This window comes from Gordonia sp. B8661-1 (genome assembly GCF_059427765.1).
Genome location: NZ_JCAHRL010000005.1, coordinates 145,704 through 160,697, shown reverse-complemented (window position 1 = coordinate 160,697; position 14,994 = coordinate 145,704). Strand labels below are relative to the sequence as shown.

Annotated in this window: 4 protein-coding genes; 1 reads left to right on the top strand and 3 read right to left on the bottom strand. The window is 69.3% G+C overall.

From position 1 onward, the window contains the following. Nucleotides 1-5 precede the first annotated feature (5 nt). Nucleotides 6-881, top strand: coding sequence for a PfkB family carbohydrate kinase (locus AC4JJG_RS12555; RefSeq protein WP_495401537.1), 876 nt, complete (start codon nucleotides 6-8; stop codon nucleotides 879-881). A gap of 31 nt (nucleotides 882-912) precedes the next feature. On the opposite strand, the gene AC4JJG_RS12550 is transcribed toward AC4JJG_RS12555, so the two are convergent. The 3 genes from AC4JJG_RS12550 to AC4JJG_RS12540 all read right to left on the bottom strand — a co-directional run bounded on the left by AC4JJG_RS12550 (nucleotide 913) and on the right by AC4JJG_RS12540 (nucleotide 14,793). Continuing rightward, nucleotides 913-2,913, bottom strand: coding sequence for an OPT family oligopeptide transporter (locus tag AC4JJG_RS12550; RefSeq protein WP_495401685.1), 2,001 nt, complete (start codon nucleotides 2,911-2,913; stop codon nucleotides 913-915). Nucleotides 2,914-3,022: 109 nt separating this feature from the next. Beyond that, nucleotides 3,023-3,868 carry an ABC transporter permease gene (locus tag AC4JJG_RS12545; RefSeq protein ID WP_495401538.1) on the bottom strand — a complete coding sequence of 282 codons (846 nt, stop codon included), beginning with the start codon at nucleotides 3,866-3,868 and terminating at the stop codon, nucleotides 3,023-3,025. Continuing rightward, entirely contained in the window at nucleotides 3,865-14,793 is a 10,929-nt protein-coding gene (locus AC4JJG_RS12540) for a condensation domain-containing protein (protein ID WP_495401539.1), read from the bottom strand. Before AC4JJG_RS12540 ends, AC4JJG_RS12545 begins: the two co-directional genes overlap by 4 nt. Nucleotides 14,794-14,994: the final 201 nt, after the last annotated feature.

Here is a 14,994-nt window from a genome sequence, read left to right as displayed (position 1 = left end):
GTGACATGGTCGACGTCGCAGTGGTGGGCAGTCTCAATCTCGACGACATCATCCGCCTGGAACGAATGCCCGACGTCGGGGAAACCGTACTGGGCCACACCATGACGCAGCGCCCCGGCGGGAAGGGCGCGAACCAATCCGTGGCCGCAGCGGCCGTCGCATCGACCGCGCTGGTCGGAGCGGTCGGCGACGACGATGCGGGGACACGGCTGCGCGCGGTGCAGACCGACGGCGGCGTCGACGTCTCCTGGTTGCGCACCGTGTCCGGGATCAGCGGCCGCGCCATCATCGAGGTGAACTCCGCGGGCGACAACCGGATCGTCGTGCTGTCGGGTGCGAATGCCACGGTCGACGACGACCACACCACGCGTGCCCTCGACGATCTTCGCCCGACAGTGGTTCTGACACAGCTGGAATCACCGACACGGGTCACCGCGTCCGCCGCGGCATGGGCGGAGGCGAACGACGCCCGGTTCATCCTCAATCCGAGTCCGGTCGCGACGATCGACGCCGCGATCCTCCGGGCCGCCGACCCGCTGGTCGTCAACGAGCACGAGGCCGGCTTCTACGCCGCCGACAGCGATTCGGCCGCATCGCCATCGGACGATCCGGAGGATCTGGCCCGCAGGCTGCTCGGCATCTGTCGTTCGGTGGTGATCACCCTTGGGGGTGACGGGGTGGTCGTCGGCGAACCGGGCGACGGCCGCCCGCAGATCCACGCCCTTGCCGTGGAGCGCGTCGACGTCGTGGACACGACGGGTGCGGGCGACCTGTTCGTCGGACGCCTGTCCGGACTCGTCGCCGGCGGCACCGGACTCGTCGACGCCGCTCGCGACGCGGCGGCCGCAGCCACCCGGCTCGTCGCCGAGAAGCGTGGCTGAACTCCCGAAATCCTGATGATCCGAGCGGGATTCAGGAGGTGGGCGCCGCCTCCCGCTCCGACACACGCTGGGTCCAGCGGTACAGGCCGATCAACGTCAGGACGAACAGCACGACGCCCAGAAGCTGCGCCCAGCCCTCGAATCCGTCGCCGATGAACGGCAGACCGAGGACCCCGTCGTCACCGGTACTGGCGACGATCCCGGCGAAGACCACGTTCCACAGGCTCTCGCCGACGATCATGCCGGTGGCGGCCAGCACGCCGAGTCGCTTCTTGCGCTCCACGTTTCCGCCGCCGCGCTCGGCCCACTTGTTGTAGAAGAATCCGATGACCGCACCGATCGGAATGATGAGCGTGACCGACATCGGCAGGTACATACCCATGCCCACCGCGAGCGGCGGAAGACTCTTGCCCGGCACCGCACGCCGGAAGACCTCGTCGACGACGATGACCGCGGCACCGATCAGCGCGCCGAAACCGAGCATCGCCCAATCGATCGACCCGCCCAGAACACCTTGGGCCAGTGAGGAAATGAGGCCTGCCTGCGGGGCGGCCAGTGCATCCTCACCGGCGCCGGGTGCTCCGACGAAGCCGAACGCGTTCTGCATCAGGCTCAGGATCGGCGGGATGATGAGCGACCCGAAGGCCACGCCGATGATCAAGGCCACCTGCTGTTTCCACGGTGTGGCGCCGACCAGCTGACCGGTCTTGAGGTCCTGCAGATTGTCGTTGGAGATGGTCGCGACACCGAAGACGATGGCCGCGACGAACAGTGTGAACGCGATCAGTGCCGCGGTCTCCGCGGGATTCGCCGAACCGAAGGTGACCTTGATGAGGATGGCCGCGATGACGACCACCAGGATGCCGACACCCGAGATCGGGCTGTTCGACGAACCGATGAGACCGGCCATGTAACCGCAGACGGAGGCGATCACCAATCCGATGAGCAGGACGAAGATGATGCTGACGGTGATGATGCCCGCGGAGTGGTGCGCCAAGGCGGTGTTGCGCAGGAAGTCCCACAGCAGCCAGCCGATCGGGATCATCGACGCCAGCACCACACCACCGACGATGGTGATCGGGATGTCCTGTTCGGTGAGGTCGACCGTGTGTCCGGCGCGGCGTTCGCGGGTGGAGGCCATCGCCTCGCGGATACCGCGGATGATCGGTCCGAGGATCTTCAGCAACGTCCAGACCGCGGCGACCGCAATGGCGCCCGCCCCGATCATGCGGACGTCGTCGCGGAAGAAGGCCGCCACGGAGTCGTCGATGCTGCCCGTGTCCGGCAGCTTGTCCCAGGACACCAGCGGCAGCAGCACGAAATACGACAGGGCGAGTCCGACGAGCATCGCGATGCCGACCGCGAGACCGACCAGGTGGCCGACGCCGATCAGCGAGAAGAGCATGCTGGCGCTGAACATCGAACCGCCCGCGCCGATCTTGAAGACACCGGACAGGTCGGCGGCGATGACCTTCGTCTTGGTGAGGACGGAGAACACGGCGGACACGACGGCCGAGACCGCGATGACCAGGAGCCCTCGCCGATTCTCCTCATGTCCCTGGGCGGTGTCGCCGACCTTCAGGACCTCGGCGGCCGCGGCACCCTCCGGATACGGCAGATCGGACCCGGTGACGAGCGCGCGGCGCAGCGGGATCGAGTACATGACACCGAGCACACCGCCGAGGGCGCAGACGGCGACGGTGATCCAGTACGGGAAACCCGTCCACCAGCCGATCATCACGAGACCGGGCAACACGAAGATGATGGCCGAGAGTGTGCCCGCCGCGGACGCGATGGTCTGCACGATGTTGTTCTCGACGACAGTGTGATTCGCGAAGTTCCGGAGAATTGCCATCGAGATGACGGCGGCCGGGATGGCGGTCGCGAAGGTCAGACCGACCTTGAGTCCGAGGTAGACATTCGCGGCCGTGAAGACCAGCGTGATGAGACCACCGAGGATGACGCCACGGAGGGTCAGCTCCCGAAGACTGTGGGTACGAGGCCCGGGAACCTCTGGCGCGATACCGGCCATCGATTGGACCGCCTTCCATCCCGACGTTTGTTTACGCATGCGAACGTTCCAACAATAGGGCCGGTACTGCGCGCCGCGCAGACGAACGCACCACCGGCGTGGCGCGGAATCACCGACGCGGGCGGACCACCAGCAGGAGCGACACCGCGACCGCCAGCAGAACCGCGGTCGACAGCAGCGAATAGGTCGTCGCATGCCGTGCCACCCAGGTGGTCGCCTCGAGATGGCCGTCCGGTGCCATCGGATTGCCGGCTCGAAGACGCACCACGGAGATCACCGCCGATGCCGGATTCCATTCCGCGAGTGCACGTAAGGGGCCCGGCAGATCGGCGGTGGCGACGAACGCCGTCGACAGGAACACCGCCGGAAATGCCGGAATCAGGAAGGCCGCCACCGTCGACTCGCCGCCACCGGACACCGATCCGATGACCGATGCCACCCCGGACACCGCGCATCCGAAGAACAGCAGGACGACGACCGCCACGATCATGTCCCACAGGTTCCCGTGGAATCGCCACCCGACCAGCAGGCCGACGACCGCCATCACGACGATCACCACGGTGTTCACCACCAGATCGGCGGCCATCCGGCCCACGACCGGAGCGAACCGCGAGATCGGCACCGACGCCAAACGGTCGAGCACACCGAGCCGCAGATCCTCGGAAGTGCCGAGGGCCGTGAACATTCCGTTGAAGACCACGGTGAGCGTGAAGATCCCGGCCATCACAAATTCCCGATAGGAACCGGCGCCCGACGAGCCGCCGAGCGCCATGCCGAAGACGTACGAGAACAGCACCACGAACATGACCGGCAGCACGAGCGCGGTGACCACGAGCCGTCGGGTCCTGAGGAAAGTGGTGAGATCCCGGCCCGCGATCACCCCGCAGTCCCGGGCGAAGTCCGCCGCGTCGCGCGCCACGACACGAACACGCGGATCGATCTTGGTGACCGTCATCGGCGAACCTCCCGCGGCGGGCCGTCGGCACCGTCATCACGGTAACCGCCGGTGAGAGTGAAGAACACGTCATCGAGCGTCGCCTCGCGCACCCGCGCCGCCGCCACCTCGACACCTTCCCTGGTCAATGCGCTCACCGCGTCGGCCAGCGCACGGGGGCCGTCGGCCGCGCGGAACTCCAGCGTGCGGAATTCCGTGACACCGTCGTCGACGGAATCGACGTCCGCGCCCACCATCTGCCGCGCGAGGATCGCGCGGGCGGAGTACCGGGCGGCCGGATCCTCGAGCGTGATTCGGACGACGTCGCCGCCCACCGCCGCCTTGAGCGCCCCCGGGGTGCCTCTGCGGATGACCCGGCCGTGATCGACGATGGCCACCTCGTCCGCGAGTTCGTCTGCCTCGTCGAGGTATTGGGTGGTGAGGAGAACCGCCGCGCCATCGGCGCCGAGACCGCCGATCACATCCCACATGTCGCGTCTGCTCTGCGGATCCAGTCCCGCGGTCGGCTCGTCGAGGATCACCAGTGAGGGCCTCCCGACCTGTGCGGCAGCGAGATCGAGGCGGCGGCGCATCCCGCCGGAGTAGGTCCCGACCTGACGATCGGCCACTTCGCCGAGGCCGAACTGCTCGATGAGCACGGCGGCCCGCGCGCGACCGGCCTGCCCGCGCATGCGGTGCAGTTGCGCGAGCATCGTCAGATTCTCTGCACCCGTGAGCTTCTCGTCGACGGCGACATGCTGGCCGGACATCCCGATGCGGCCACGTATGCGCCGTGGTTGATGTACCGCGTCGATTCCGTCGATGAGCACCACTCCCGATGTCGGCCGGTCGAGACCGGCGATGATCCGCGCGGTGGTCGTCTTGCCCGCCCCGTTCGGCCCGAGAAGGGCAAGCGTCCGCCCATGGCCGATGCGCAGCGACACGCCGTCGACCGCGCGGACCGTCGACGCACCACGGCCGAAGACCCTCGTCACGTTGTGCACCTCGACCACCGCGGCCGCCGCACCATCGGCAGCCGGCCGGATATGGGCGCGGTGCGCGATCGCTGTGCGGGTCGAAATCGGCTCGCGCACAATATCGTTGAGGTCCGCCCCGATCTCGTCGATCACCGGGCTGCGGCCGAGTTCCTCGTGTGTGACGTCGAAGTCACGAACCTCCACCTCACCGGCGACGTACGGCCCCCACAGTCCGACGTGCAGTCCTCGCCGCGCATCCCGGGTCGCACGGTAGAACACCATGTCACCGTCGAAGACCGACGGGATGTGGCGGCGTTCGAGTTCGATGTCGTTGAGGTGCCCGGAGTAGAGCCGGCCCAGCATGTCGGCGTCGAGTTCGCCTGCGGGGCCTCCGATCTCGTGCAGCTTTTCGATGGCGGAGTCGATGGTCGTGACATCGTCCACCGCACATCCGGCGAGCCCCTCCACCAGGCCGGACAGGTCCGGTGCGCCGGAGCCGCGCCGGGTTCCGGTCTGGTGCGCGTCGGCCATCGGGTAGGAATCCAGCAGCACCAGCCGGACCTCCTCCCCGAGCCTGCGGAGTTCACATCCCATGGCGTGCGCGATCACACCACCGAGACCCCAGCCGACGAGGACATAGGGTCCCGCCGCCTGTGCGCCCCGAATGGAGACGACGTATCCGCGCGCGAGTTCGGCGATCGATGCCGCCGGCGGTACCGCCGCCGTAATGCCCTGTGCCTGTACGCCGACGAGTGGAATCGCCGGATCGAGTCGGGTGCCGAGTCCGATGTACTGCCAGGCCACACCGAATTCGGAGTGGATGCAGAACACGGTGGGGCGCCCGCATCGTCCGCCGTCCGCCGGTCGCAACGGCAGCAGATGGTCGGTGACCGGTCCGATTCCGGTGGCCGGAACGCCTGGCACCGCGGATGCCGCCACCTGGGCTGCGATGGCACCGACCCGCGCGTCGTCGAGGAACGCGCGCATACCGATATCGGTGGCGCCGAACTCGTTTCGCAGGCGGTCGACCGCCAGGGCGGCCTGCAGCGACGTGCCACCGCGCCCGAAGAAATCGTCGTCGGGTCCGAGCATCGGCACGCCGAGCACCTCGGCCAGGACCCGGGCGACGCGCCACGGAACACCGGCCGGGTCAGCGGCGGGATCGCCGACCGTCATGTCCGGGCGGGGCAACGCGCGGCGGTCCGGCCTGCCGTCGGGCAACCGGGGGATGCCCGACAGCGGGACGAACTCGTCCGGGATCATGTGGCGCGGCAGCCGCTGAACGAGGTGCGTCCGCATCTGCGCCGGATCGATCGGCTCGTCCGAGGACACGTAGGCGATCAGGGAGGGGCCGTCGGTGGCGACCGCCCGCCTGGGCGCCACCGCGATGGCGGCACGGACCTCGGGATGGGATTCGATGGCGCGCACGACACCCGGCATCGATACCCGGAAGCCGCGGACGATCCGCCGGTCATCGGCGCGACCGACGTATTCGAATTCCGCCGTTCCGCGCTCACCCATGCGCCAGCGCACCAGCATTCCGGTCCGGAACATGCGCTCCTGGTCGGCGGTGCGCGCGTACGGATTGGCGACGAATCGGGCGGCCGTGGTCCGCCGGTCGGACGTATACCCCTGCGCGACACCGGGACCCGCGACGTACAGCTCGCCCACCACACCGGGAGGCAGGGCCGACAGCCGCTCATCGCAGACCAGCAGCTGTGTGCGTGCCAACGGCGACCCGAGGGTGTGCCGCCGGGGATCGACCTCCGCGACGGTCGCCGCGATGCTCACCTCGCCGGCGGTGTACATCGTCAGCAGTCGCCGGCCCGGTGCCCAGTCCTCGATGCTGCGTACGTGCGGCGTGCCGCCGCCGACGGCGATCGTCGCCAGCTCGGGCAGATCACGAACCGGCATCTCAGCCAATCCGGCCGCACTGCGATACAGGTGGGTGACGTGGCGACGCCCGATGAGATCGACAAGTGCCTGGCCACCGTCCGCCTCCCGGGGCACGATCACCAGGGTGGCCGTCGCCCAGGTCGCGACCAGGATCTCCAGCACTCCCGCATCGACACCCGGCGCCGCCGCGTGCGCGACCAGCGCATCCCGGCCGACGTCCATCGCACGGGACATCGATTCGGCGAGCGGGGCCAGCCCCCGTTGTCCGACAAGGACTCCGGGCCCGGAGAAGCCGGACGGATACACGAGATACGCGGGATCGGTGGAACGGGTCTCGGGCAGGTCCTCCGCGTGCGTGGATGCCGCCCGCACCGACCGGTCGGCGTCGACCGCGATCCAGGTCAGGTCCTCGGGGCCGGGCCCGAAGTCCCGGCGGCCGATGGCGAACCCACCCGATCCCGTTCCGCCCGTGCCCGCGCCGCGTACCGTGCGCCGCAGGAAACGATCGATGCGTGCGGATCCGATGGCGGGGTCGATCGCGACGTGAATACCACCGGCACGGATCACCGCCCAGAACGCGACGACCGACGCGATCGAGCGGTCGAGGACGACCGCGACCCGGTCTCCTTCGCGCACACCCGAATCGAGCAGTCGGATCGCGAGATCGGTGGCCATCGTGTCGAGTTCGCCGTAAGTCACGCCGCGGTCCTCGGTCTCGATCGCGGTTGCCGACGGCGCGCGGCGCACCGCCCTGTCCAGCAGACCCGACAGGGGCATCGGGTTGACCGAGACGTGCGGTCCGCCGCCGACGAGGTCGTTGATGTCGCCGGGTAGCAGGATCGGCAGGGCGCCGACCGCGGTGCCGGGTGTCGAGATCGCCGCCGAGAGCAGGGCCACGAATCGGTCGAGAATCGCCGCGGCAGTGGATGTCCGGTACAGGTCGAGCCGATGGCGAAGGGTCAGACGCAGACCGTCGTCGACCGTGCCGACCTCGATCTCCACATCGAACGGGCTGTTCCGGGTGGCCTGCGGCCGGAACCGCAGACCGCCGCCGTCGCCGCCCGGTACCTGCCTCTGGTCCACGAGGAGGACCTGGAACACCGGATGCGCCGACTCGTTGCGCGCGGTGGCCACGGCCGCGGCAACCCGGTCGAAAGGAGCCGCCGCCGCGGCGAGGTCGTCGGTGTCGGCCAGGTGCACCCGATGAGTCAGTTCCTCGAAGGACTCCGACGGCTCCACCGTGGTGCGCAGGGCTATCAGGTTCTCGAAGGGCCCCACGAGATCCCGCATCCACGCGTCGTCGCGGCCCGGCACCGGTGTGCCGATCACGATGTCGTCGAGACCGCCGAGCCGATGCACCGTGGCCACCAGGGCCGCGTGCAGGACGGCGAACTCCGAGACCCCGGCGGTGCGGGCGAACCCCGACAGCGCGTAGCGGTCGGCCGACCTCAGTTGCGCGGTCACCTCCCCGGCAGCGGTGTCCATCACCGCGGGACGCGGGACATCCTCCTCGAAGGTGCTCTCCCCCGGTGCATCCCGGAGACGAGCAACGAAATGATCGATGGCCCGCAGGTGCCTGCCCTGTCGTCGCTGCCACACCGCGTGATCGGCGTATTGCAGCGGCAGTCCGGGCCATCCGGGCTCGGCGCCCGCGCGACGAGCCCGATACGCGAGCGCCAGATCGCGGGACAGTGGCGCGATCGATCCGGGATCGGCCGCGATCCGGTGGATCACCAGGACCACCGTGGTACTCGCATCGGACGTCCGGATCACGCGCGCCCGGATCGGCAGACCGGTGTCGAGCCGGAAGCCGAGATCGGCGAACTCGGCGATCACCCCGTCGACATCCGCGGTGTCGATGTCGGCGACCGAGTCGAGCGGGATCTCGTCCGGAGTCGGTTCCAGGACATGCTGATACGGGCCGATCCGGTCGGCCAGGTAACTGCTCCGCAAAGTCTCGTGCCGCATCAGTACGTCGTGCAGCGCGATCCTCAGGACGTCGTCATCGACGCCGCCCCGGCCGTCGAGTCCGTCCGCGTCGAAGGTGGCGAGGAGGTGATAGGTCGATCCGCTGTCGAGTTTGTCGAGCAGCCACAACCGTTCCTGCGCGGACGACAACGGCAGCCGCCCCGTCCGGGACACCTCGCGCGGGATGTCGGGCAGCATCTCCGGCGGCGCGACCGGGCCGGTCACATCGACCGGCGGTAGGGCGGGTGCCGCCTCACTCTCACCCGCCGGATTTTCAGCAGCGACGCCGCTGTGCACGAGTTCGGTGGCGCTGCTGTCGATCCGATCGTCCGACGCACCCGAACCGTCGTCGCCGACGAGATCCAGGATCAGATCGCCGTCCGGGCCGACCACCCATCGCACACGTTCACCGGTCCGATACATCCGCTCACCGGGCCGCAACGGGCTGGCCACGAAAGCGGCCGCGGTCGCCGCGGTGTCCCGCCGATAGCCCTGCGCCAGTGGCGCACCCAGCACATAGAGCTCGCCCGGCACACCGATGGGCACCGGACGCAGCCGGGAATCGAGCACCACGACACTGGTGCCGCGCACGGGAGCGCCGATGCCGAACCGGTCGTCGGTGATGCGCGCGACCGTCGTGGCCATCCCACCCTCGGGCGAGCCGCGGAGCCAGAACAGATGCCTGCCGATTCGCCACTGTCCGGCGAGATCGGGTGACAGGCACTCCCCACCGGTCATCACATAGGCGAGATCGGGAAGTCGGTCCGGCCGGAGGCTGTCCAGGGTGATCGGCGGCAGATAGGCATGGGTCAGCTGGGTGGAGGCGATCAACTGCTCCAATTCCGTTCCACCACTGACATTTTCGGGCACCACGATGAGCGTCGCCCCGGACGAGGCCGCCATCAGCATCTCCATGATCGCGGTGTCCTGGGCGGGCGACGCGAACGCCAGGATTCGCGCGTCCGCGGTGATCTGCATGCGCTCCCGCAAATCGGTGGCCAGATTGGCCAGGCCACGGTGGGACACGACGACGGCGGACCGGCGTTCGTCGGCACCCGTCCCGTGAATGACGTAGGCGGCGGCCGAGATCGGCGGAATCACCCCGGGATCGTCCTTCGCGCCCTGGCCGTCGAGGTAGTCGGAGATCTCCGGGGTGTCGACGACCAGCCACTCCAACGGCGCGCCGTCGATCTCGTGCGCCCGGTCGGTGATGCCGAGACGGCAGGTTGTGTCGGACAGGATCTCGCCGATGCGGTCGACGGGATCATGGGGGTCGAGCGCCGCGATCGCCCCGCCCGCCAAGGCGATACCCCAGAACACGATCAGCGATTCGAGGGACCGTGGCACATGGGTGATAACGAGTTCGCCGGGCTCCACGCCGATCTCCACGAGAAGGGTGGCGAGCCGCGCCGCCCGGTGATGCAGATCGGAGTAGCGGAGCAGACGGGCCCCGTCGACGGCGGCCGGCCGATCCGGATGTGCCTGCGAGGCCGAACGCAGCAGTTCGGCGAGCGTCGCCTCCTCGGCACCGGCCGGCCCCGATGCGGGGTACACCCGATGGCGGTCGTCGTCGCCGATCACCGGCAGCATCCCGATCCGCGTGTCGGGTGCCCGCACCGCCCAGGAGAGCAACACCAGCAGGGCATCGATGATGGCCTCGGCCTGATCGTGCGGATACATGTCGCGGGCATGCCGCAACTCGATCTCGCCGTCGATGCCGAGAATGAACTCCAGATCGACGCGCGAGATCGGCACGTCGTACGGCCGGACGTTGACCTCCACACCCGGCATGGACACGTGCATCACGCCCTGCGACCGCTGCGTGAGGACGACCTGGAAGATCGGCCCGCGGCCGGGCACCGTGGGCGGATCGAGGAGGCGGACGAGATCCTCGAAGGGGAACTCGCTGTGCGCCCGTGCGTCGACGTCCACCGAAGCCGTGTACTCGAGATGTTCGGCGAAGGTCTTCGCCTCGGCCACATGCGTTCTCAGCGGCACCGAGTTGACGAACATGCCGACCAGATCATCCAGATCCGGTTCGTCGCGCCCCGCGACCGACGTACCGATCACGATGTCGTCCCCCGCCCCCAGGCGGGACAGCAGGATGGTGAGCGCCGCATGGACCAACTGGAACGGGGTGACGCCACGTGCCTCGCACAGTTCGGCGACCTGCGTCCAGGTGACGGTGTCGACCGCCCGGCGCACGGTACCGACACGCGTCGCGCCGTGTACGGATCGCGGCCGCAGCGGCGGCACCGACGACTCCGCGGGCGCACCGTGCAGGGTGTCGAGCCAGAACTGCCCCAACGATTTCCGGCGATGCTGAATCGTCCGCTGATGCTCGACGGCATAGTCACCGAAGGTCCGCGCGAGCGGGGTGAACTCCGGTTTCCGCCCCGCAAGACGCGCCGAGTACGCCGTGGCGAGGTCGCGGACCAACGGCACCATCGACGGTCCGTCCACGGCGATCTGGTGGAGCACGAAGAGCAGCCGATAGCGTTGCCCGCCGAGTTCGAAGATCCTGGCCCGCAACGGAACCTGGGTGGCGAGGTCGAACGGCTCGGCGGTGAACACCTGATCGGCGTCGTCGAGTCCGTCTCTCCTGAGGGGCACCATCGTGAACTCGAGCTGTCCGGCCGCCGATGGCAGGGTGCGCTGCACCGGCGCCTGGGGGCCGACCGGATACACCGTGCGCAGGGGCGCGTGCCGATAGACCACATCCGCGAGTGCGGCCCACAGTGCGGGGATGTCCAGATCTCCGTGGAGATCGAGCGCGAGGCGGATATGGTGCGCCGAGTCGGCCTCGATCCTGTTGCGGCGCCACAGTTCCTGCTGCGCGGGCAGAAGCGGGACGGCCACGTCGGTGTGCGCATCGTCCACCGGCGGCACCGGCTCGAGATCGGTGGGTCCGCCCGGGATCTCGGGCGGTGCGAGGGGCGGCACGGGGTGCGGCAGGATGGGCAGGACGACGTCACGGGTGGCACCGGCCGCAGGCCCCCGGGACGACGCGGTCTGCCCCGGATGGACCGGAACGCGTGCCACGCTCGGCACCGGCATGTCGGCGGACTCGAGGAGAGCGGTGAGGGCACCGATCCGCGGCGCCACGAGAACCTCGTCGGCGGTGATGGTACGGCCCGTCATGATGCTGAGCCGACCGGCCACCCGGTGCGCGGTGGCCGCATTGCCTCCGAGATCGAAAAGGCTTGCCCGCATGTCGATCTCCGCCGGGGACGAACTGCCCACCGCATCGGCGAAGACCTGCGCCACGGCCTGTTCGGCGGCGGATTCGGGATAGGTTCCCGACAGTCGATCCGGGATCGGCAGCCGTTCCTCGTCGATCGCGCCGTTGGCGGTCGACGGCAGCGTGTCGAGGACGACGATGTGATCGGGCACCGCGTACCAGGGCACCGACACGGCGAGTTGGTCCCGCAGGGCGGCCGCGTCCCCGGTGCCCGCGACGTAGGACACCAGTTGTCCCACCGCGGCCGTGCCGTCGTCCATCATGCGGGTGGCCGACTGCTCGACGCCGGGGAAGGTCTCGAGAAGCGCGTCGATCGCACCGAGTTCCACCCGGAAGCCGTGGACGACCGCGTGGCCACCGCCGTGCCCGATGAACTCCAGCCGGCCGTCGTTGCCCCAGCGCGCCAGGTCGCCGGTTCGGTACATACGTTCCCCGGCAATGTCATTCGGATTGGCGACGAAGCGGGCGGCGGTGCCTGCCGGGTCGTCGTGGTAGCCGCGCGCGAGCCCGACACCACTCAGGTAGATCTCACCGATGGCACCCGGGGGCACCGGGCGCAACCGGGCGTCCAGGACGTGCAGCCGGGTGCCGCGCACCGGTCGTCCGAGCCGGGACGGCACACCGGCGGCGGGCGTGCCGACGACGGCGGTGCCCTGCATCTCGGCCATGCCGTAGAAATCCACCATCGTGCGGCCGTCCATACCGGGCGCCCCGGTGCCCCAGCGGTCCGCAATGAGTTGCGGTGCGGGCGCGCCGTTCACCACGAGGGTCCGCAGATCGCCGAGGGCGCCGGGTTCCAGCGTGGCGGTGTTCGACGGGGTGAGGAACGCCGTGGTGATGCGTTCGACGAGCAGTGCGGTCTGAACCCCCGCACTGCCGGTCGCGTCGGTGGGCGGCACGACCAGGGTGCTGCGGCTGGCCGCCGCGACGATGACGTCGAGCGCGGACACGTGAAAACCGGTGGAGCCGAAGTGCATCAGCCGGCCACCGATGTCGATCGCCGCGGTCGAGATCAGGTCGTCGACGGCGGCGCCGAGACCGCGGTGGGTGACCCCGACGGCCCCCGGTACGCCCGGCCACCCGGCCGTGAGGAACAGGCAGGCCAGCTGATCGAGATGGATGACGCGCGCGGGCACCGTGGATTCGGCATCGGTGGCCGTGAGCCGGTACACGTCGTCGGCGTCCAGGCCTGCGACCGGATGGACGAATTCGGCGATGTCCTCCAGGCTCAGTCCGGGCACCCGGGGGTCCACGGGCACGCAGGCCGCGCCGGTTTTCGCGACCGCCCACATCGCCACGACGTACTCCAGGCACGGTCGCATGCGGAGCAGCACCGCCCGTTCCGCCCGCGCACCGATACCGGCCAGGTGTCCGGCGAGCCGATCGGACATCCAGTCCAGCTCCCGGTAGGTGATACTGCGGTCCGAGTCCTGAACCGCGATCGTGTCCGGAACACGAGATGCGTTGATGCGAAATAGCTCCGGAAGTGAGGGGCCCAGTGCGTCGGAGACGGCGGAGGCCTCCTCGCGTCGCCGTCCGGTCAATCCCACGACGTCATGGGGATCCAGGAGGTCGACGTCGGCCACCGTCGTCTCGGCCGCGCTCGTCACGAAACGATCGAGGTAGCGATGGAACCGTTCATGATGACGACGCAGATCGTCGGGCGAGCCGCAGGCCGGATTCATCTCGAGGTCCATGCGGAATCCGGTGGCGTCGGCCTGGCGGACACTGAGGGCGACGTCCTCGACCGGACCGGAGGTCAGCGGATGGAACTCCCCGCCGACCGGTCCGAGACGGATCATGGTGGCGGGCACCATCATCGAGATGACGTCACCGCATCCGGAGCCGGGTGCCCCGGGTCGGAGCACGGGTGCGCCGATACCGGCCGCCGGATACAACTGGTGCCGCAGCGCGCCACGGATGTCGGCGTCGATCTGCGCGGCGAACGCGCCGACGCCCATGTCCCCGATGCGGATGGCGAGGGGCAGGGCGCTCGCGGTACTGCCGGCGGAGACCCGGGCCGCGGCGGTGACCCGCGCCGGCACCGACAGTGCGAGCAGTGTGTCATCACGACCGGCCAGTCGAGCGGCATAACTGCCGAACGCAGCCGTCACCAAGCGGTCCGGGGTGGTGCCGAGTTCGGTCGCGGCCGCGGCCAGCCGCCCCCCGAGTCCGTGATCCAGGGTTCCGTTGTGCCGCAGATTCATCCGCGAGGGTGCCGCGTACCGACCGGTCAACGGTACGGGGGTGGGCAGGGACGGGGCCCGCCGTGACCAGTAGCCCGCATCCGTCTGTGCGCGTGTCGATGCCAGGTACTTCTGTTCGGCGGCGACCATACCCGCCGGGTCCAGTGGCCGTGGCCGCAGACGCGGCGGATCGGTCCGCTCGATCGCGGCGCTGTAGTGCTCCGCCGTCTGCGTCACCAGCGCGAAGATCCCGTGATCGTCGAGGACCAGGCGATGGGCCCGGACGTACCAGAGCCAATGGTCCGGGCCGACCTGGATGAGCCGCTGCACGACGGGCACCCGCGCGGTCGCGCCCGGCGGGGTACTCGCCTCGGTGCGCATCCACTCCACCGCGCGGGCGATCCGCGCGGGCAGATCGTCGGCCCCCTGCACCGCGGGCAGACTGATCACGCGCGGGGCGAAATCGATGTGTTCGTCGACGATCTGTTGCGGAGCACCGTCATCGCCGACCACGATCCGCGTGCAGGGTGACACGTATTCGCGACCGACGGCGTGCGCGGAGGCCGCGAGCAGATCCGGGTCCAGAGGTCCGGGCACATGCACGTATCCGGCCACCGTGTACGCGATGTCCGGCGCGGCCTGCTGATCGAGCCAGGTGGCGAATTGCGCACTGCTCAACGGAACAGGCAACACCCTTATCCCCCAAGGATCGTTCCCGACGACTGACCCCGACCGCCCGCACGACTGTCATCCCGTGGCCGACGATGACTCACCCGCGCCGACCCCGCGGTGTCCCCACACCGTGAGGTCCGAGCATCCTCGGAGCCGAGCGCCGTTGCGCCCGACTGAATTTGTCGAACCGACCTGCCGAAACGCTAA

Bases quoted from the DNA above. Each gene is read 5' to 3' on its own strand.
- AC4JJG_RS12545 (WP_495401538.1), bottom strand. From the start codon at position 3,868: ATGACGGTCACCAAGATCGATCCGCGTGTTCGTGTCGTGGCGCGCGAC.
- AC4JJG_RS12550 (WP_495401685.1), bottom strand. From the start codon at position 2,913: ATGGCCGGTATCGCGCCAGAGGTTCCCGGGCCTCGTACCCACAGTCTT.
- AC4JJG_RS12555 (WP_495401537.1), top strand. From the start codon at position 6: ATGGTCGACGTCGCAGTGGTGGGCAGTCTCAATCTCGACGACATCATC.